The organism is Acetivibrio ethanolgignens, assembly GCF_001461035.1.
GTDB classification, from domain to species: domain Bacteria; phylum Bacillota; class Clostridia; order Lachnospirales; family Lachnospiraceae; genus Velocimicrobium; species Velocimicrobium ethanolgignens.
Map to the genome: position 1 here is coordinate 1 of NZ_LNAM01000175.1, position 19,195 is coordinate 19,195.

Consider the following 19,195-nt stretch of genomic DNA (forward strand, 5'->3'; position numbering starts at 1 on the left):
AAAATCGCCGTACCCATTAAATACAAGGGGTACAGCGATTTTTTATCTATTTTATATTTATGAGCTTACTCTTTCCTATAGCAACCTTTTTACCATCTACAGTCTGGTAAGCTACAATGCAGACTTTTTTACCATTTTTTAATTCCTTTTGTGTAAGCTTAAGACTCTTTCCCTTCTTTATAACCTTTACCTGTTTAAACTTATTGCTGCTGTCCTTCACATATACAAGGTAGCCCGTTGCTCCCTTAACCTTATCCCAGGTAATGGTAGTACTTTTGGTTTTGGTATTAAATTTTACCTCTGTTTTTACCTTATTTGGAACGCTCTTCAATGCACTGGTGATGGCTTTTTCCGTATATACTGTTTTAGTAACGGTTACCTTCTTTTCCTCCGTTTTCTTTTCTTCAGTCTTTGTTTCCTCAGTCTTTGTTTCCTCGGTCTTTTTTTCCTCGGTCTTTGTTTCCGTTACTGGAGCCGAAGGTGTAGAAGGGATGAAAGGAAGAGCCGCTACCGTGATTTCAAATTCTGCTTCAAAAGGCAGCATAGCAGGTACAGTCTCGCCCTTTTTGCCATTTTCAATCATAGCCTTAACAGCTACCTTTCCTGCACCCTTTGCAGTAAGCTTGTTGCCATCGGTAATAGCAGCATCCTTTGCTGTTGTCTTTTCAGCAATGACAGACCATGTAATCTCCTGATTGGTAGCATTCTCTGGTAACACCCGGGCAGTGAGCTCCAAGGTGCTGCCCTCAATAAAGGTATCTTCGGCTGTTAGCTCCAGATCGGTTACATCCCTATTGCTCTTATATAGCATCATTTCTTTCAAGGCTCTGGAATAAAGATAGATAGAATCCTGTGAACCTTCGGCATTTTTAAACCATTTCTGAGTAAAACCTGCAGCTACTCCATCCCTTTCTACCGCATATCCAAAAGCTCCTCCAAGTCCTGCAGCAGCCGATGTAGAAGCTAATTGATAAGCTCCGCAATTCTGAAAAGCCTCCTCAGCCATCAATTCTGCAGTAGTCTTCGCACTAGAAATATTTTTTGTACGATTTTCTTTACTTACAACCAAATCCTCTCTTGGAACATTTACAAATTGCTCATTTTCATAAAAACTAAATCCAGGAAGCAGCATTGTCCGATTGTATTCTGCGTTCAAATTATCCTTGTAATACGGATAGTAGCTGGAGAACCAGCCATCAGCTGTACCTTTACAGTAGCTGTAAACCTGTTTTAATAAATAATCAAAGTTTTGATAAATATTTTTAAAAATTTTATTGCTATTGGCCTCCATGTTGGTATCAAGAATAAAAATCATATTCTTTTCTCTGGTTGTAGAGGTCTTTCCTATAAGCTTTCCTATTTCATTAAAAACAGCCTCTGCTTGATTCCAGTTTTCTTCTTTCATATCACGGGCCTGCGTAGTATCATGATACTCCATATCAATATCAAGTCCATCAAGGTTATGCTTCGTTACATACTCATCAACTATTTTTTCCGCAAGCCAGCCATAATACTCCTCTTTGCTCTTGTATTCTGCTGCATCCTCCTTAAAAGGAAACTGTGCCGAAACCCCTCTTCTTCCATCTATATCCCGTATTCCTATTGTACGAAGGACTCTCGTTCCCTGAGCATTAAGCTTTGGCACATATTCATTTTTAAGATATTCCCAATAAGGATTTTCGTCTTCCGTATAATCATGGAATACAAAGGCTACATTGACTTCCTCCGGAATAGACGTCATTCTGTGGACGGAATCATTCCAGCAGGCTTCAGACCAGTAATCCATCCAGGTTCTGTAATATCCCATGTAAAGAGGTGCTTTAAGAGGAAACTTAGCTGCCATTTCCGCCTTATCCACCTGCGGATACTTCCATTGCTCAGGTGCATTACCCGCTGCATCTGTTACAGTAATTTTATAATATTTTACAATACTTGCATCTTTTCTATCCCAGTCGGTATATTTATCTTTTCTTCCATAGGCCACTTCTGCACGAAGATATATATATCCAGGCTTTTTTGGTGTAATGCTGCTAATTGTAGCTTTTTCCTCAACTTCCTTATACCAAGAATAAGCCTTCTGTACTTTTGCAGTAGCATTTTTTTCTACCTCGACCTCTGTCTCCCCCGTATAAAAAACTTCCCAAAATATCCCATTTTCTTTTGAAGTTGCAGTAACAGGAGTAAGGCCATCGCCCTGCGGAAGCGTAATTGTTTCTCCTGCTTTAACTGTCTGATCCTTAAAATCTATGCTCTCAACCGGAACAAAATCTTCTGCATAGACTTTTGCAGCATTAGCTTCAAAGGGGATACAAGGAGTAGTTGCGAGCATCGTGCCTAAAAGTATTGCTGAAACAGCTCTTTTAAGACTGTATTTCGCAGTATTTCTCTCCCCCCCCCCCAATTTTTTACAGTAAAGTTTCTTTTCATAATACGGTTCCTCCTTTTGATTTAACTGATTTTAACATTTTTTAACAAAATATATTGATAATTACAACTAGATATTTACACAAATATAACAAAATGTCAATATACAATGTTAATAAACGAAAAATTTTGTTAAACAAGTCTGATTTCCCGATATTCTTTTTGTGCATTGTTACCAATTCTTCCTGGTTCAGAGTCCAGCTTTTATTTCTTATGCGTGTATGCGTCTTACACAAAACAAATAAGGACTTCCTACACCTCATCGAAGCATAAGAAGTCCTCAATTATTTTTGTCTTATTAAATTTGCAGTTCAACTCAACAACTAGACCGAGTATCTTGCATGACTAATTAGAATTTTCCAGCCTTATGAGCTTCCTCAATGGCTACAGCTACAGCTACGGTCATACCAACCATAGGATTGTTACCTGCACCGATAAGACCCATCATTTCAACGTGAGCTGGTACGGAAGAGGAACCAGCAAACTGAGCATCAGAGTGCATACGTCCCATAGTATCTGTCATACCATAGGAAGCAGGACCTGCTGCCATGTTGTCTGGATGAAGGGTACGGCCTGTACCACCGCCGGAAGCAACGGAGAAGTACTTCTTACCCTGCTCAATACATTCCTTCTTGTAGGTACCTGCAACCGGATGCTGGAAACGGGTAGGGTTAGTGGAGTTACCAGTAATGGAAACATCTACCCCTTCCTTGTGCATGATAGCAACACCTTCACGAACATCGTTTGCACCATAGCAGTTAACCTTTGCACGAGGTCCATTGGAATAAGCCTTGCGGGATACCTCCTTAACCTCTCCTGTATAGTAATCCATCTGTGTCTCAACGAAGGTAAATCCGTTGATTCTGGCAATAATCTGAGCTGCGTCCTTGCCAAGACCATTTAAGATAACTCTTAATGGCTTCTGACGAACCTTGTTAGCCTTTTCTGCGATACCGATAGCACCTTCAGCTGCTGCAAAGCTTTCGTGGCCAGCCAGGAATGCGAAGCACTCGGTATCCTCTTCCAGTAACATCTTTCCTAAGTTACCATGTCCTAAACCAACCTTACGCTGGTCAGCAACAGAGCCTGGGATACAGAAAGCCTGGAGTCCCTCACCGATAGCTGCTGCTGCATCTGCTGCTCTTGTGCAGCCCTTCTTAATAGCAATCGCTGCACCTGTAATGTAAGCCCAGCAGGCATTCTCAAAGCAGATAGGCTGAATACTCTTGATCTGATTGTATACATCAAGACCGGCATCCCTTGTAATCTTCTCTGCCTCTTCCAGAGAAGCGATGCCATAGCTGTTTAATACACTGTTAATTTTATCAATTCTTCTTTCATATGATTCAAATAAAGCCATGATTTGTTTGCCTCCTTACGATGATTTGATTATTCTTTTCTAGGGTCGATGATCTTAACTGCGTCATCTACTCTACCATACTGTCCTTTTGCCTTTTCCCAAGCTACGTTTGGCTCGTCACCCTTCTTAATGAAATCAGTAAACTTACCAAGGCTTACGAACTGGTAACCGATAATCTGGTCTTCTTCATCTAAAGCAATACCTGTTACATAACCTTCAGCCATCTCAAGGTAACGAGGTCCCTTCTTTAAGGTTCCGTACATAGTACCAACCTGGGAGCGAAGTCCCTTACCTAAATCCTCAAGACCTGCACCGATAGGAAGTCCATCTTCAGAGAATGCGGACTGGGTTCTTCCGTATACAATCTGTAAGAATAATTCTCTCATGGCTGTATTAATTGCATCACATACTAAGTCTGTATTTAATGCCTCAAGGAGTGTTCTTCCTGGTAAAATCTCAGAAGCCATAGCTGCTGAGTGGGTCATTCCTGAACATCCGATAGTCTCAACCAAAGCCTCCTGGATAATGCCCTCCTTTACGTTCAGGGTGAGTTTACAGGCACCCTGCTGCGGAGCACACCAGCCGATACCGTGGGTCAGACCGGAGATGTCGCTAATCTGTTTTGCTTGTACCCATTTTGCTTCTTCTGGGATTGGTGCAGCACCGTGATTTACACCCTGTGCTACAGGACACATCATTTCTACTTCATGTGAATAAATCATGTTGTAACTCCTTTCAGTGTACATATTATAATTTCTTAGCTACCTCACATCAAATCATAAAATTCGTCAGCTTTCGCTAAAAATACCACTTTCGTTTTATATTTTCTCATAAATCGCCAAAATAGTCTATAGTAATTTTACCTAAAATCTATGGTATTTTTGTTATTTTTTTAACACTATATTGTCCTTATCCTTATAAATATGCCTTTCCTTAACCATGCCACGCACAGAAGAAAGCGGATAAATATTAGAATCCCGGCCGATGACCGTACCTGGATTCAATACACTGTTGCAGCCTACCTCTACCCGGTCACCTAACATTGCACCAAACTTTTTAAGGCCGGTTTCCAGCCGTTCTCCATCACAGCTTACCTTTACCAAAGTCTTATCAGACTTTACATTTGAGGTCACTGCTCCAGCCCCCATATGAGCCTTATAGCCAAGGATAGAATCACCCACATAGTTATAGTGTGGTACCTGAACCTTATTAAATAAAATTACATTTTTAAGCTCGGTGGAATTGCCCACAACGGCTCCTTCCCCGACAATGGCATTGCCACGGATAAAAGCCCCCTGGCGAACCTCAGCTTCCTTTCCTATTATAGCAGGTCCGCCGATATATGCACTAGGGAAAATGGTGGCAGATTTGGCAATCCAAATATTGTCACCTTTTTTCTCATATTCCTCCTCAGAAAGACTTTCCCCCAGCTTTATAATAAATGCACTGATTTTGGGAAGTACCTCCCACGGATAGGTTGCTCCTGCAAAAATCTCAGCCGCAATCGTCTGGGATAAATCAAATAATTTTTCAATTTTCATTTTGTCAAAGGTACTCATGCCTTGTTATTCTTCCTTTCCCTTATAACCTCTCCACACGTACACTTAGAAGCTCTGATTGCAAATCCTGTATGGATAGCTTCCTTCGGACAGTGGTATGCACAGGCTCCACATCGAATGCATTCAGGTGAATCCGGTACCTTGACAGGATCAACCTCCATCTTACATACTCTTTTACATTTTCCGCAATTTACACACTTGTCTTTGTCCACTTCCAAACGGTATAAGCTTATTTTGTTCATTAATCCATATATGGCACCAAGAGGACAGAGTGTACGGCAAAAAAAGCGATATATAAAAATACAACCAGCTATGGTTCCAATCAGAATTGCCATCTTCAGGAAAAAAAGCGATCCTATTGTCTGCCTGAGCTCTTCATTCGTAGCAAGCAGCGGAATTCCTCCTCCTAAGGTTCCTGCCGGGCAGATAAACTGGCAGAAGGCAGGCTTTCCCATTCCCATATAATTAGTCGCCACAATCGGTAATAAAATAACAAAAATAATAAGTACAGCATACTTGATATACAGAAAGCCCTTTTTTAAACGTAGCTTTGGAGAAGGTATTTTATGTATCAGTTCCTGAAAAAGGCCAAAGGGACACAGCCATCCACAGATAAACCTCCCAAAAAGGACACCAAAGGCCAATAAAATACCTACAACATAAAAGCTGAAATTAAAGCTCCTGGAACCATTAACTGCCTGTAATGCTCCTATCGGACAAGCAAAGGTCGCCGCCGGACAGGAATAGCAATTCAATCCTGGATTACAGAATTTCTTCCATTCTCCCTTGTATATGCTTCCAGCTTTAAAATTTAAAAGATGGGCATTGGAATATCCAAAAGCAATCAGTTGGATTAATTTTCTTTTTACGGGATTCTTTATTTCCACCATAAATCACCCCAATCCAATGCATTCAAAGCAAATATTCACAGCCTTATTCAATACAGTTGCAACTTCACCTCTTGATACTCCACAAAAAATAAAGGCACAGGAAATTATAATTATTGCAATTCTGGCAAACCTTTTATTTCTGCTGCTCATTGAAATAATCCTCCACAGCCTTTTTACAGCCCTCTACATCTGCACCAACAACAGCATTTCCAACAATCTTTCCTTCTTTATCTACAAAGAAAGTTGTAGGAACTCCCGTTACAGATTTTGTAATATTATCAAAATCAGAATTTGCAATCATATGTGTAAAATTCGCATCGGCCTTTTCTGTAATAGATACTGCAAGATCATGATGCTCTGTATCATCTTCACTTTGAAGATCTGCAACAAGGCCTACCAGCTGTACATTATCCGGCATAGATTTTGCCCATTCTCCCAGCTCCGGCATCTCTTCTACACAAGGAGTGCAAAAGGTTCCCCAGATATTCACAACCGTTAAATCCTTCTCTTCAAAAATACTGTTAGTTACAGTGTTTCCACCCAAATCTTTAGTTGTAAAGACTGGCATCTGCTCTGGAAACTTTGTATCTCCACTTGTAGCTTTGGTACAGCCTGTCAAAACCAGAGCTGTCATTAAAAAAATTCCAGTTGCTTTCATAAATTTACTTTTTCGTTTCATCGAATTCCCTCTTTCTTATTCATTGTTAGTTGTAAGTTTCTCATCGATTATATCCTATGCCATACAAAGACGTCAATACCACTGAAAAAACTTTAAAAACTATTCAGAATTTATTTAATTATCTTACAAAATACTTACGAAATGCGGTAGCTCTCTACGACTTATTTTTATAGTAGGATGCCGACTTATCAAACATGCTCCGCAAAGCTGCCTGATTGTTAAGCCCTTTTACACCATCGGTCAGGCGTCTTACAAAGCCCTCCAGCTTCTGCATATACTCCTCTTCTGTAATCGTGCCCTCTGCCACATAGGTAAGTCCCTTTTCCCAGCTTGCCGTCAGCTCCGGATTTAAAAGAGAGCGTATCGAGGAATTTACCACATGATAGATAAGCTCTCCCTGCAGCGTTGGTGTGATAATCTGGGTCTTTTTATTCAGATTCAGATAAGCAATCTTCACCAGCTTATTTAAGATTTCCGCACGGGTCGCACTAGTTCCGATACCGCTACCCTTAATCTGGGCTCTAAGCTCCTCATCCTCAATAAGCTGTCCGGCATTTTCCATTGCCAGAATCATCGAGCCGGAGCTGTAGCGTTTTGGCGGTGAGGTTTCACCCTCCTTAATTTCCAGAGCCTCCATTGTAAGGTGGCTTCCCTTTTTCAGGCTGTTAATCATCTCCAAAAGCAGTGGACTCATACCGTTTTCTGCTGTATCACCATTCTCTGCATTTTCTGGATGCTCCACAGCCTCTTCCTGTATTTCTTTACCCTGTCCACCATCTTCCCCTGTTTTTTTCTTTTTTAAGAAGGAATATTCCGTTACTTTAAGATACCCCTCCTCAGATAGCAGCCGGAAATTTGCGAAAAACCGCTCTTCCTTCCGGTTCAGGGTAATAGCTGTCTTCTGATAGACTGCCGGTGGATAAAAAATACTTAAAAACCGGCGTACAATCGTCTCATATACCTTTGCTGCCGTCGGCGTCAACCCTTTAAGAGCTCCGAAGCCTTGTCCGGTAGGAATGATGGCATAATGGTCGGTAATCTGCTTGTCATTCACATATTTGGTCTTTGCAATATTTCTATAGGAGCCGGAGGAAAGGATTTCCTCTGCATATTCCCTTGCATAGCTATAATTACGAAGTCCACTTATATTCTTATAAATCTCCTTACTGACTGCTGTAGACAACACTCTTGCATCAGTTCTCGGGTAGGTTACAAGCTTTTTTTCATACAGCTCCTGAGTAATCTTTAGGGTCTCATCCGGGCTGATTTTAAACAGCCGAGAGCAGACATTCTGAAGCTCTGCCAGATTAAACAAAAGAGGCGGCTGTTTATTCTCTTTTTTCCTCTCTATCCTTTCAACCAACGCTTCCTTTGGTTTTTCCGGCTCAATCAGAAAACGAATCAGCTCCTCTGCCGTTTCTCTTTCCCTAAAGCCATTTTCCTTATAAAGAAATGGTGTCTCAAAATATTTTGAGCCTTCTACAGCCTTCCATTCTGCTAAAAGCGAGGTCTGTCCATTGCCAAAGGTTCCTACTACCCGGTAAAAGGGAGTTTTTACAAAATCACGGATTTCCTGTTCCCGCCGTACTACCATGCCGAGAACACAGGTCATAACACGGCCGACAGAAATCGAAGACCACTTTTTGTTATTCAGGTATCCATTTACGTTCTGACCGTATTTCAAAGAAAGCACCCGGGAAAAATTAATTCCCATCAGATAATCCTCTTTTGCACGCAAATAAGCCGCCGATGACAAATTGTCATAGGCAGATAGGGGTTTTGCCTCTTTAATGCCTCGAAGGATTTCTTCTTCCGTCTGGGAATCAATCCAAACCCGGCGTTTTTCCTTGGTATCCTTTACACCTGCCATCTCATCTACCAGGCGGTATATGTATTCTCCTTCTCTTCCCGAGTCGGTACAGACATAAATCGTACTGACATCCTCCCGGTTTAGAAGTCCCTTGACTACATTAAACTGCTTACTGACGGATGGAATTACCTCATATAAAAACTTCTCCGGTAAAAATGGCAGTGTCTCCAGCGACCATTTTTTATAAACCGAATCATATCTTTCGGGATAGCTCATCGTAACCAGATGCCCTACGCACCAGGTTACGATAGCCTCATCAGACTCCAGGTAGCCGTCCCGGGGCTTGCCATTGATATGAAGGGCCTTGGCAAACTCCTGGGCTACACTTGGTTTTTCTGAAATATATAATGCTTTACCCACGGGTTAGATATCCTTATTCTCTAGTTCCAGCGATTTTACCCATGCCCTTGTTCCAAAAATAATGCCGACAATCACAATACCTGCCAGTGCACAGTATTTAACAATTTTTGCGACATCCACCTTTACTTCTACTCTTACTGCCTCCTCCGGAAGCGCTTTTTTATTTCTAAGACAACTCACTTTACATTCTCCTTTCGTTAAAATCCAAGCTCTTCTCCTACTAAAATCACCTTAATACGGTTTGGTATCCTGGAACGTCTTGTTACTACAATCTGACAGCACATACAATCCTCTGCCAGACAGTTGCCACAGCGTCCGATTTTGCCACAAGGGGTATTTGTCTCCAAACGTACTGCATTTGCCGGAGCCGCCACATTTCTGGCTCTCTTTACACCGCTTTCCACATCCGGCACGATTTTATTCATGCCGGCAACGATAATTACGTTTTCCGGTCCGTGGCACAGGCAGGATACACGGTTGCTGGCTCCGTCTACATTGACAAGCTCTCCCTCCAGAGTAATCGCGTTGGAGCTCATAAAGAAGTAATCCGCTGTAACAATTTTTCCATACAGCTGCCTCTTTTCCTCTGGTGTCTTTGCAGAAGCTCTGTCATAGACCACATAATCTGAAGACTTAAGCTCATCCAAAAGTCCAATTTCCGAAAGCGTTGCAGAGCCTCCCCAGGTAACAGAACAGCCCGGAGTCAAAAAACGCTTTGCCATTTCCTTAGCTTCTTCCTTTGTATTACAATAATAACCCTCAATTCCCCGCAGATTAAACTTCTCAATCAAGGTATCTGCAAGATTCTCATAAGCCTGCTGCTTTGGTAACATAACCATTCTCCCTTCTGTATCCATAGTATCCCTTCTTATTATACCAATTTACTGGCATAACGGCTAGCCCCAAATACAGAAAATCACTATTTTTTTATTGACAAAGTTCAAAACATTTTTTTGAATTTCTGTATTTTTACTTCACAAGCCTCCTTTACCGAGCATCTTTTTATATAGAATTCTTATTCGATAAGTTTGTAAAAATCCTGTGTATCAGCAGAATGAATTCAGAGGCTTCGTTCGAGTAAAAACCGAGAATTTTAAAAAATCGTTTCTAAAAAATGTTTCCTGTCTCTTTCACGAGAGAACCACCCATGGGAGACTGTATATCAGATGAAAACAAGCCGAAAACTTTTTAGCCGCTCTAGACAGGCTTTTTCATAAAGTCCCGATAAAACCGCAGTAATTGCAACTCGGTATGTTCTATAAAAGAAGGATAGAACATACCTCAGACATACAATTACTGCGGTTAGGTTTTATTCAAAAGCCTGTAAGAGCGGCACAAAAGTTTGCGAAGCTTGTGTTCAACCTGATATACAGCCCCATGGGTTGTCCTATCGTTGAAAAAACAGGAATCAAAGCATCTTTAGAAACGATTTTCCTAAAATTCCGGTTTTTGCGAGCGAAAGCGATGAATTTATTCTGCTGATACACAGGATAGTTGTTTTTTCTTGCCACCGGAAAACACATAGGATATAATAATTTTAAACTATACTACAGGAGGATGCTTACTTTGCTTGATTTATCTAAAATCCGTGAAAATATAGATGAAATTGATACGCAGATGGTTGAGCTTTTTGAAAAGCGGATGGCTCTTACCAAAGAGGTAGCTGAATACAAAATGCAGACAGGCAAGGCTGTTCTTGATAAGGAAAGGGAAGCCCAGAAGCTTAATGCCCTCTCCTCCTTAGTTAAAGAGCCTTATAATACCTATCCAGTTCAGGAGCTTTTTACCCAGATTATGTCCATGAGCCGCAAGTATCAGTACAGCCTGATAAAAAATTATACTGAGGAGCTTTCCTTTGAAAGACTCTCCTCTCTTCCTTTCAATTCAGAAACAAGGGTCGTATTTTTTGGAGAAACGGGTTCTTATTCCGAACAGGCTATGGAGGAATATTTCGGAACTGAGGTTACACACTTCTCCGGCAAAACCTTTAAAGAGGTTATGACGGCTGTACATACCGGTGCCGCCGATTATGGTGTTCTCCCGATTGAGAACTCTTCTACCGGAGGGGTATTGGATATGTATGATCTGCTGGTGCAATATGACAACTATATTCTAAGTGAGCATATTGTTCCGATTCGTCATGCACTCCTTGGTCTTCCCGGTGCCAGTCTTTCTGACATCCGCACCGTATATTCCCATCCCCAGGGTATTATGCAGTGCTCTGCTTTTTTAGAAGCACATCCTGAGATTACACCAGTAGAATACTTAAGCACTGCTTTGGGAGCTAAACGGGTACTGGAGAAGGGCAAAAAGGAAAATGCGGCCATCGCAAGTCTCCGGGCTGCCGACTGTTACGGACTTTCTGTCCTTCAGGAGTGTTTAAATCGTGAAAGTACGAATTCGACCCGCTTTATCATCATTGGAAGCAAAAAGGCCTATTTGGAAAATGCCAGTAAGGTAAGTCTGTGCTTTGAGCTTCCACACGAAAGCGGAACTCTTTATAATATGCTTTCCCATTTTATTTATAATAACCTGAATATGACGAAAATCGAATCCCGCCCTATCTCAGGACGTCCATGGGAATACCGCTTCTTTGTGGATGTCGAGGGTAATCTTGCCGATGCAGGCATGAAAAATGCGATTACCGGTATTCAGGCAGAGGCAGAAAGCCTCAAAATTTTAGGAAACTTTACAACAATTTAAGGAGGGATTACTGATGAGAAAATGGATTATTACAGTTATCGTGTTTCTAGTTATAGGCGGCGGCTTTGGTACCTTTGCCTATCTGAACACCCGCACAGTGTGGAATAGCGAAGGTTCCTCCGGGAATTTTCCAGGGAATTTAAATAATGAGGGCTTATTTTGTGAAGACGGAGATACCATCTACTTTTCCAATCCAAAGGATGATGGTGCTTTATATTCCATGAACCAGGAGGGAAAGGAATTTAAAAAAATACATGCGGATAAGGTTTCTTCTATTAATGTAACCGGCGAATACATTGTTTATGTCCGTGATAATCACAACCGGGCTAAAAATGCCGGCAACTTCTTCAGCTTTAACAATGTCGGTATCTACCGCATCCGCAAAAAGAACAGTGGTGATATCAAGCAGCTTTATAATGACCCTGCCGGAGTTGCCAGTCTGTATGGCAACTATATCTACTATCAGCACTATAATACAGAAACAAATCTGGAATTTTATAAGGTGAAGCTGGATGGCTCTGAGGAGGAAAAGCTTAGTGCTGAGCCGATTCTTCCAGGCTCTTACGAAGGTGGATACCTGTACTACAATGGAGTGAAAAAGGATCATGACATCCATACCCTGAACCTTAGCAATAACCAGGTGTCTGATATTGCCTTTGGCAACTACTTTTCCATTCTAGCTCAGGGCGGCTCCATCTACTATCTGGATTTGGCACAAAATTATGCCATCGGTCGAATGGACACAGACGGCTCCAATCCGGAGCTTTTAGTAAGGGATCGCTGTTCCTTTTTTAACCTGAGTCCTGACAACCGCTACCTGTATTACCAGATTGATGGTATAGACCATAACCGTCTGTGCCAGCTGGATTTGGTCACGATGGAAGAAAAAATAATCCTGGAGGGTGATTTCTGTAAGCTCAATGTAACCTCCAGATATCTGTTCTTCCAGGATTTCCACTTGGAACAGTGGTATCAGTATACACCATCCACGAGTACCCTGAAGCCCTTTAGCCCGCCAGTATTGGTAAAATAGTCTTATAAACTGTTCCAAAGCTCATATACTGTTTTTTGTAAAAGAGGATGCTTTGCCTGTGGAGCTATCTGTACCAGTGGCTCCAGGACAAAGCTTCTTTTATGCATTTCTATGTGGGGAATCCTTAGATTTTCCTCCCGGATTACCTCTTCCTCATACAAAAGGATATCAATATCCAGAGTTCTCGGTCCCCAGTGAACCGTTCTCTGCCTTCCCAGCTGCTTTTCAATTTCATTTACCACAGCAAGAAGTTCTTCCGGCTCATACAGAGTGTCAACAGCTACCGCACCATTTAAAAAATCATCCTGCTCTATACCACCATAAGGCTCTGTTACGATAAAATCTGATACCTTAAAAAGACGTATCCTTTCATCTGCAGCTAGAAGCTCTAAAGAATCTTTTAAATACTTTTCCTTATCTCCCATATTGGAGCCAATCCCCAGATAAACCCGGTGCCATCCCCGCTCGATTTCAACAGAAACCGTATCCAGTGGCAATAAAATTGGTGCCCATGGCTTTTTTATCTCCAGATGCACTTTTTCAATTCCCTTGTACTTTAATAAAAGCCGTTCTGCCAGCCGCCCTGCCAAGGTCTCTAAAAGCTTAAAGGTATGGTCTCTTGAAAAGCTTTCTATCTCATGGGCTACCTCGGCATAGCTGATAGAATCCTCCATCGCATCGCTTTTACCCGCTTTTTTCGTATCTACATACAGCTCGGCAGATACTAAAAACTTCTGCCCCAGAACATTTTCTTCCTTAAAAACTCCGTGCTTTCCATATACCTCTAAATCCTTAATTTTTATCTTATCTTGCTTTTTCACGCAGTATCGCCTCCGTCATCCGTATCGCCCGCTTATTGGCCTCTACATTGTGTACCCGGACAAAATGACAGCCCTTCATAGCACCAATCACACTGGTCGCCATCGTTCCCTCCTCTCGCTCTGTTACAGGAAGGTCAAGGGTCAGCCCAATCATAGACTTTCTGGAGGTTCCTAACAGCACCGGAAGATTAAATTTCAAAAAGTCCTCCAGATGGTTCATACAAATTAGATTCTGCTCCAGTGTCTTACCAAAGCCAATTCCTGGGTCTACCATCAGCTTATCCTCCGAAATACCTGCTACCTTTGCCAGCTCTATGCATTCCGAAAGCTCCGCTAGCACCTCCGGCATAAAAGCACCGTATTCCGTGTTATCCTTATTGTGCATCAGACAGGCAGCCACATCAAATTCCTTTACCAGGGCTGCCATTTTACCATCATATTGAAAGCCCCAGATATCATTAACCATATCAGCTCCGGCCTCTAAGGCTGCTCTTGCTACCCGTGACTTATAGGTATCAATGGATATCGGTATGTCAAACTCTTTTTTCAGAGCCTCAATTACTGGTGCCACTCTTTCTATTTCTTCCCCTTCGGTAATCTTAACATGCCCCGGACGGGTGGATTCACCGCCAATATCGATAATATCTGCTCCCTGGGAAATCATCTCCCCGGCATGATAAAGAGCCTTATCCATCTGGTTAAAGCTGCCTCCGTCGGAAAAAGAATCTGGCGTCACGTTTAAAATTCCCATCAGATAAATTCTCTCTCCAATTGGAAAGCTCTTTCCACCGATTATCATATTTTTTATCATATCCAACATTCCTCCTCTAGTCTCTTATCAACTGAAAAAAACTGTCTCTTAATTCTCTGTCCGTTTCAAAAGCACCCTTTGCAACAAAGCTCACCGTGCGGCTTCCTGGCTTCTTAATGCCCCGCATTGTCATACACATATGCTCTGCCTCTGTATATACCATAACACCCTTTGGCATCAGATTTTTCATAATGTCTTCTGCAATCTGGGCTGTCATCTGTTCCTGAAGCTGTGCCCGCCTTGCGTAGACCTCAACCGTTCTGGCAAGCTTACTTAAGCCCACGACTTTCCCATCCGGCACATAAGCTATATGTACCTTTCCATAGAAGGGCAGAAAATGATGCTCGCACACTGAATAAAAGGTAATATCCTTCTCCAGTACCATTTCATTATTTTCTGCGGTAAAGGTTTTAGAAAGATGCTCGGAAGCATCCTGTCTGATTCCTTCAAAAAGCTCATGGCACATAGCACTGATTCTTCCCGGTGTTTCCTTTAAGCCTTCCCTTTCCGGATTTTCCCCAATTCCTTCTAAAAATAGCCGTACTGCTTCTTCAATCTTCTTTTCATCTATCATGGGCGTTTCATTCCTTTCCAAAAATCTCTGCCGCAATCGCCTGCCCCGTCTTCGTCTTCGCAATACCTCCAAGGGCAGTTTCCTTTAGCTGGTATGGAAGAAGCTTTCCTACACGGTACATGGCATCCACTACCTCATCCGGCGGTATAATACTTTTCATCCCTGCCAGAATCAGGTCAGCACTTAAAAGGGCATTGACTGCCTGGGAAGCATTTCTCTGGGCACATGGCACCTGTACCAGCCCTGCTACCGGATCGCATACCAGTCCCATACAGTTCATCAGAGAAATCGCCACACTGTCAGCTATCATCTCATCGGTACCACCCTTTAAATATACAGCCGCCGCTGCTGCCATCGCAGCTGCCACTCCGCACTCTGCCTGACAGCCGCCCTCAGCCCCGGCTACTGTCGCATTTTTCATAATCACAGCTCCGATACCAGAAGCAATCAAAAGTCCCTCCAGAACCTTTTTTCTCGGAAACTCCTCCTTTTCTTCCAGAGAAATGAGGACAGCCGGAAGGATTCCGCAGGCTCCTGCTGTCGGAGCCGCACAAATCTTACCCATGGAGGCATTCACCTCACTGCAGGAAAGAGCCCGTGCCATCACGATATTAAGGAAATCCCCACAGAGGGTATCTCCTTTTTTTGCATATTCATACTGAGGCTTTGTAATACCGGTAATCAAAGAACCAACCGTCTTTCTCTCTGCGGTAAGAGCCTTCGTAGCAGCCTCCTCCATAACCTGATACCGTCTGTTAAGGCGTTCTAACACTTCCGCCTCGTTGCTTTCTGAAAGCCTTACTTCATTATCCAGAATAATCTGATACAGCGGCTTATTTTCCTCTTTTGCAAGCCTTAGCATATCCTCTATGGAATTATACATGCTCGTCGTCCTCCATTACTACATTGATTGCCTTTACACTGATAATTTTAGGCACCTTGCGAAGAGCCTCAACTACCTCATCCGTCAGATAGCTGTCTGTCTCTATCGTACAGTAGGCCGTCCCGCCCTTAGAGCTTCGGTTTACTGTCATAACACCGATATTAATCTGGTGCTTTGCCAGAACTCTGGAAATCTCGCTGATAATACCCACCTTATCCTCCTGACAGATTAAAAGGGTACTGGAATTCATCCGAAGCTCCGTATCAAAGCCATCAATTCGCTTAATCAGGATTTCTCCGCCGCCAATCGAAGCTCCGATAATCTCCGTTTTTTCTCCGTTTTCCATATAAAAGGTCATAACCACTGTGTTTTCATGCATATTTTCCAGCTCAACCTCATAAAAATCATAGGCAAGACCTGACTTATCGGCAAGCTCAAAAGCCCTTTCCAGACGGTCGTCATTTTCCTTCAACCCTAAGGCCCCTGCCACCAGTGCCACATCTGTTCCATGTCCCTTATAGGTCTTGGCAAAGGAGCCATGAAGCCCAAAGGACACTCTTGAAAAAGCCTTTCCAACAATAGCCCTTGCTGCCTTGGAAAGCTTTGCTGCTCCCGCTGTATGAGAGCTGCTTGGACCAATCATGACCGGTCCTAAAACATTAAAAATGCTGATATCCATCTTCTTCTCCTAATTATACGATGTTGAGGTCAAAAGCCCCAACTATGATGCCTACGGATTGTTCCGTGCTACGCACTCCCACAATCCTGCCCAATATTCGCATATCGTGGGATATACATCCCACTTTTATGCTCATATCGGGGCGGGTTCCAAGGTCTTGCACCCACTTATGAGCAAGCTCATGTGGGTTTCGACCTTTTGACCCTGGCATCATTATATTGAAGTATTTTCGTTATCTCATGTAAAAAGGAAAGAGAGCCGTAAACAATAATTGCTGTCCTATTCTCATTTTCCTGTATTGCCTTTTTCAGGGCCTCTCCGGCACTCTGGCAGGAGGTCACTCTCTGACAGTATTTTTTCGCACACTCAGAAAGCACAGCTGCCGGAAGTCCACGCTCACCCTCTGGCTTCAGTGTATAAACCTTTTCCATAAAAGGAAGTGTTTCCTTTAACACCTTATCATATTCCTTATCCTTAAACATCCCTACAATACCAATCAGCTTTTCTTCCGGGAAATATATCTTAAGGGATCGGGCCAGGGACTGAGCCGCTGCTTCATTATGTGCACCATCTATAATAATTACCGGTTCCCTGGAAACTATGGTAAACCGTCCTACCCAACAGGCTTTTTTTATTCCCTCACAGATAGCCTCTTTTCCCAAAGAATAGCCCTGTTTTTCCAGCATCCGGGCTGCCTCAATAGCAAGAGCGGCATTCCCTGGCTGATTTTCTCCTAATAAAGCTGTCTCAAACTCTTCTCCCTTATAAGAAAAGGCCGTTTTCTCCAGTGTCATTTCCCTGATAGCAAGTTTTTCAAGGTCTGCCCAGATAAGCTCACTATCAAGTTTCAGAGCAGTTTCCAGAAGTACCTTTTTTACCTCCGGCTCCTGAGGCCAGGATACGGACGGTACACCCTTTTTTATAATTCCTGCCTTTTCCAAAGCAATTTCTGTAAGGGTTTCCCCTAAAAACTGCATATGGTCCCGGCTAATTGCTGTAAATATCTGACATACCCCAGTTTTTATAACATTCGTTGCATCCAGCCTGCCGCCAAGTCCGGTTTCTAAAAGCACCAGCTGGCACCCCTGGGTCTCAAACTCCATAAAGGCCATCGCTGTCTCCAGCTCAAAAGGCGTCGGATGGGGAAGTCCATCCTCCACCATTTCAAGCACAGCAAATTCAATAGCACTCATCCACTTGGCAACATTCCATTTAGAAATGTATTCCGTTCCTTTTTCATCACTGATTTGAATCCGTTCCTCATAGGAAAATAAAGCTGGAGAAATATAGCGTCCTGTCTTTATTCCAGCGGTCCGTAGGATTTCATTTAAAAATGCTCCTACCGAGCCTTTTCCATTGGTTCCGGCAATGTGTACAAATTTCAGCTTATCCTGAGGATTCCCAAGCCGTGCTAAAAGGTTCTGCATCGTAGAAAGCCCCAGAACCATGCCATATTTCCCGGCAACCTCTATATACTGCCTTGCTTTATCGTAATTCATGCTTTCCATTTTCTACAGCCTCATTTCCCAATAATTTCGCTTTTCCTTGTATATCTCTGTAATTTTTGATTATAACACACCTTTTCATTAAAAAAAAGGTAGACAAGAAGATTTTTCGTGCTACAATAAATTTGGATGTTTATCTAAAAATAGGTTTCTATCATTGAGAGAGGTATTTTATAATGAAATCACAAAAATTCAAGGACTTCCTAATAATGACAATGAGCACCCTTGTCATGGCCGTTGGCGTTTACTTTTTCAAGTTTCCAAATAACTTCACCTTTGGTGGTGTTACTGGTTATGCACCCCTAGTTGCAAAAACTGGTCTTATGAGTGCCGGTGACTTTTCCTTTATAGCCAACATGGTGCTTCTGGTCATAGGTCTTTTATTCCTGGGCCGTGGATTTGCCACCAGAACAGCCTACACCAGTATTTTACTATCCGTTATTATCTCCACTCTGGAGCGGCTGGTTCCTATGAAAGGCCCTCTCACAAACGAGCCAATTCTGGAGCTTGTATTTGCCATTGCACTACCGGCCTTTGGCTCAGCCATCCTTTTTAATATGGATGCTTCCAGTGGTGGTACCGATGTTATCGCCATGCTGTTTAAGAAATACACCTCCATTCACATCGGTAATGCTCTTCTGGCTACCGATTTGCTGGTTGTATTCCTTGCTTTCTTCATGTTTGATATCAAGACCGGTCTTTTTTCCTTATTAGGTCTTACCATTAAGTCCTTTATGGTAGACGGCATGATTGAAAGCATTAACCTGTGCAAGTACTTTAATATTGTCTGTGATGACCCGGAGCCAATCTGCAACTTTATCGTAAATAAGTTAAAGCGAAGTGCCACCATCTGTGAAGGCACCGGAGCCTTTTCCGGTAATCAAAAATACGTTATTTTTACAGTTATGGGCCGCTATGAGGCCATTCGTCTTAGAAACTATATACGAGATTTAGACCAGCATGCCTTTATCCTGATTACCAATACCAGCGAGATTGTAGGAAAAGGCTTCCATAATGTTTAAACCTATACATAAAAAAGAGCCG

The 19,195-nt window shown here is 42.5% G+C and carries 19 protein-coding genes; 3 read left to right on the forward strand and 16 right to left on the reverse strand.

What is annotated here, in order from left to right:
- Positions 1-46: 46 nt before the first annotated feature.
- From ASU35_RS12580 to ASU35_RS12615, 10 genes are all read right to left on the reverse strand, one after another.
- Positions 47-2,329 (reverse strand): EndoS/ChiA family endoglycosidase, encoded by a 2,283-nt coding sequence (locus tag ASU35_RS12580; RefSeq protein ID WP_058353355.1) that lies wholly within the window; start codon positions 2,327-2,329, stop codon positions 47-49.
- Between the two features lie 444 nt (positions 2,330-2,773).
- A complete protein-coding gene (locus ASU35_RS12585; protein ID WP_058353356.1) occupies positions 2,774-3,784 on the reverse strand; it encodes a GGGtGRT protein in 1,011 nt (336 codons plus the stop codon).
- Positions 3,785-3,813: 29 nt separating this feature from the next.
- Positions 3,814-4,506, reverse strand: a complete 693-nt coding sequence (locus ASU35_RS12590) for an iron-sulfur cluster assembly scaffold protein (RefSeq protein ID WP_058353357.1) — start codon at positions 4,504-4,506, stop codon at positions 3,814-3,816.
- Between the two features lie 162 nt (positions 4,507-4,668).
- The gene (locus ASU35_RS12595; RefSeq protein ID WP_058353358.1) at positions 4,669-5,343 is read right to left on the reverse strand and encodes an acyltransferase; all 675 of its coding nucleotides are present in this window, start codon (positions 5,341-5,343) and stop codon (positions 4,669-4,671) included.
- Positions 5,340-6,233 carry a 4Fe-4S binding protein gene (locus tag ASU35_RS12600; protein ID WP_058353359.1) on the reverse strand — a complete coding sequence of 298 codons (894 nt, stop codon included), beginning with the start codon at positions 6,231-6,233 and terminating at the stop codon, positions 5,340-5,342. The genes ASU35_RS12595 and ASU35_RS12600 overlap by 4 nt, the downstream gene beginning before the upstream one ends.
- Positions 6,234-6,236: 3 nt before the next feature.
- Positions 6,237-6,383 carry a CD1871A family CXXC motif-containing protein gene (locus ASU35_RS20500; RefSeq protein ID WP_278278075.1) on the reverse strand — a complete coding sequence of 49 codons (147 nt, stop codon included), beginning with the start codon at positions 6,381-6,383 and terminating at the stop codon, positions 6,237-6,239.
- Positions 6,367-6,912 carry a TlpA family protein disulfide reductase gene (locus tag ASU35_RS12605; RefSeq protein ID WP_058353360.1) on the reverse strand — a complete coding sequence of 182 codons (546 nt, stop codon included), beginning with the start codon at positions 6,910-6,912 and terminating at the stop codon, positions 6,367-6,369. The genes ASU35_RS20500 and ASU35_RS12605 overlap by 17 nt, the downstream gene beginning before the upstream one ends.
- Positions 6,913-7,066: 154 nt before the next feature.
- On the reverse strand, positions 7,067-9,142 hold the full coding sequence (locus ASU35_RS12610; RefSeq protein WP_058353361.1) for a DNA topoisomerase: 2,076 nt from the start codon (positions 9,140-9,142) through the stop codon (positions 7,067-7,069).
- Positions 9,143-9,145: 3 nt separating this feature from the next.
- On the reverse strand, positions 9,146-9,322 hold the full coding sequence (locus tag ASU35_RS19345) for a hypothetical protein (RefSeq protein WP_156059425.1): 177 nt from the start codon (positions 9,320-9,322) through the stop codon (positions 9,146-9,148).
- Between the two features lie 17 nt (positions 9,323-9,339).
- Positions 9,340-9,999 (reverse strand): lactate utilization protein, encoded by a 660-nt coding sequence (locus tag ASU35_RS12615; protein ID WP_242861283.1) that lies wholly within the window; start codon positions 9,997-9,999, stop codon positions 9,340-9,342.
- A gap of 709 nt (positions 10,000-10,708) precedes the next feature.
- On the opposite strand from ASU35_RS12615, the gene pheA reads away from it, so the two are divergent.
- On the forward strand, positions 10,709-11,845 hold the full coding sequence (pheA, locus tag ASU35_RS12620; RefSeq protein WP_058353362.1) for a prephenate dehydratase: 1,137 nt from the start codon (positions 10,709-10,711) through the stop codon (positions 11,843-11,845).
- 13 nt (positions 11,846-11,858) lie between these two features.
- Entirely contained in the window at positions 11,859-12,878 is a 1,020-nt protein-coding gene (locus ASU35_RS12625) for a DUF5050 domain-containing protein (RefSeq protein WP_058353363.1), read from the forward strand.
- Positions 12,879-12,880: 2 nt separating this feature from the next.
- Here ASU35_RS12625 and folK read toward each other — a convergent pair whose 3' ends face one another.
- From folK to ASU35_RS12655, 6 genes are all read right to left on the reverse strand, one after another.
- Positions 12,881-13,699 (reverse strand): 2-amino-4-hydroxy-6-hydroxymethyldihydropteridine diphosphokinase, encoded by an 819-nt coding sequence (gene folK / locus ASU35_RS12630; protein ID WP_058353364.1) that lies wholly within the window; start codon positions 13,697-13,699, stop codon positions 12,881-12,883.
- Positions 13,683-14,498 carry a dihydropteroate synthase gene (gene folP, locus ASU35_RS12635; protein WP_058353442.1) on the reverse strand — a complete coding sequence of 272 codons (816 nt, stop codon included), beginning with the start codon at positions 14,496-14,498 and terminating at the stop codon, positions 13,683-13,685. The genes folK and folP overlap by 17 nt, the downstream gene beginning before the upstream one ends.
- A 28-nt stretch (positions 14,499-14,526) precedes the next feature.
- A complete protein-coding gene (gene folE, locus ASU35_RS12640) occupies positions 14,527-15,084 on the reverse strand; it encodes a GTP cyclohydrolase I FolE (protein WP_058353365.1) in 558 nt (185 codons plus the stop codon).
- A 7-nt stretch (positions 15,085-15,091) separates the two neighbouring features.
- A complete protein-coding gene (sdaAA, locus tag ASU35_RS12645; protein WP_058353366.1) occupies positions 15,092-15,967 on the reverse strand; it encodes an L-serine ammonia-lyase, iron-sulfur-dependent, subunit alpha in 876 nt (291 codons plus the stop codon).
- Entirely contained in the window at positions 15,960-16,646 is a 687-nt protein-coding gene (sdaAB, locus tag ASU35_RS12650; RefSeq protein ID WP_058353367.1) for an L-serine ammonia-lyase, iron-sulfur-dependent subunit beta, read from the reverse strand. Before sdaAB ends, sdaAA begins: the two co-directional genes overlap by 8 nt.
- Positions 16,647-16,825: 179 nt before the next feature.
- Positions 16,826-18,154 carry a bifunctional folylpolyglutamate synthase/dihydrofolate synthase gene (locus tag ASU35_RS12655; RefSeq protein WP_058353368.1) on the reverse strand — a complete coding sequence of 443 codons (1,329 nt, stop codon included), beginning with the start codon at positions 18,152-18,154 and terminating at the stop codon, positions 16,826-16,828.
- Positions 18,155-18,327: 173 nt separating this feature from the next.
- Between ASU35_RS12655 and ASU35_RS12660 the strand changes: the two genes are divergently transcribed.
- On the forward strand, positions 18,328-19,173 hold the full coding sequence (locus ASU35_RS12660; protein ID WP_058353369.1) for a YitT family protein: 846 nt from the start codon (positions 18,328-18,330) through the stop codon (positions 19,171-19,173).
- The last annotated feature ends 22 nt before the right edge of the window (positions 19,174-19,195 follow it).

Bases quoted from the DNA above. Each gene is read 5' to 3' on its own strand.
- ASU35_RS12580 (WP_058353355.1), bottom strand. From the start codon at position 2,329: ATGCTCGCAACTACTCCTTGTATCCCCTTTGAAGCTAATGCTGCAAAA.
- ASU35_RS12585 (WP_058353356.1), bottom strand. From the start codon at position 3,784: ATGGCTTTATTTGAATCATATGAAAGAAGAATTGATAAAATTAACAGT.
- ASU35_RS12590 (WP_058353357.1), bottom strand. From the start codon at position 4,506: ATGATTTATTCACATGAAGTAGAAATGATGTGTCCTGTAGCACAGGGT.
- ASU35_RS12595 (WP_058353358.1), bottom strand. From the start codon at position 5,343: ATGAGTACCTTTGACAAAATGAAAATTGAAAAATTATTTGATTTATCC.
- ASU35_RS12600 (WP_058353359.1), bottom strand. From the start codon at position 6,233: ATGGTGGAAATAAAGAATCCCGTAAAAAGAAAATTAATCCAACTGATT.
- ASU35_RS20500 (WP_278278075.1), bottom strand. From the start codon at position 6,383: ATGAGCAGCAGAAATAAAAGGTTTGCCAGAATTGCAATAATTATAATT.
- ASU35_RS12605 (WP_058353360.1), bottom strand. From the start codon at position 6,912: ATGAAACGAAAAAGTAAATTTATGAAAGCAACTGGAATTTTTTTAATG.
- ASU35_RS12615 (WP_242861283.1), bottom strand. From the start codon at position 9,999: ATGGATACAGAAGGGAGAATGGTTATGTTACCAAAGCAGCAGGCTTAT.
- ASU35_RS12625 (WP_058353363.1), top strand. From the start codon at position 11,859: ATGAGAAAATGGATTATTACAGTTATCGTGTTTCTAGTTATAGGCGGC.
- folP (WP_058353442.1), bottom strand. From the start codon at position 14,498: ATGATAATCGGTGGAAAGAGCTTTCCAATTGGAGAGAGAATTTATCTG.
- folE (WP_058353365.1), bottom strand. From the start codon at position 15,084: ATGATAGATGAAAAGAAGATTGAAGAAGCAGTACGGCTATTTTTAGAA.
- sdaAA (WP_058353366.1), bottom strand. From the start codon at position 15,967: ATGTATAATTCCATAGAGGATATGCTAAGGCTTGCAAAAGAGGAAAAT.
- sdaAB (WP_058353367.1), bottom strand. From the start codon at position 16,646: ATGGATATCAGCATTTTTAATGTTTTAGGACCGGTCATGATTGGTCCA.
- ASU35_RS12655 (WP_058353368.1), bottom strand. From the start codon at position 18,154: ATGGAAAGCATGAATTACGATAAAGCAAGGCAGTATATAGAGGTTGCC.
- ASU35_RS12660 (WP_058353369.1), top strand. From the start codon at position 18,328: ATGAAATCACAAAAATTCAAGGACTTCCTAATAATGACAATGAGCACC.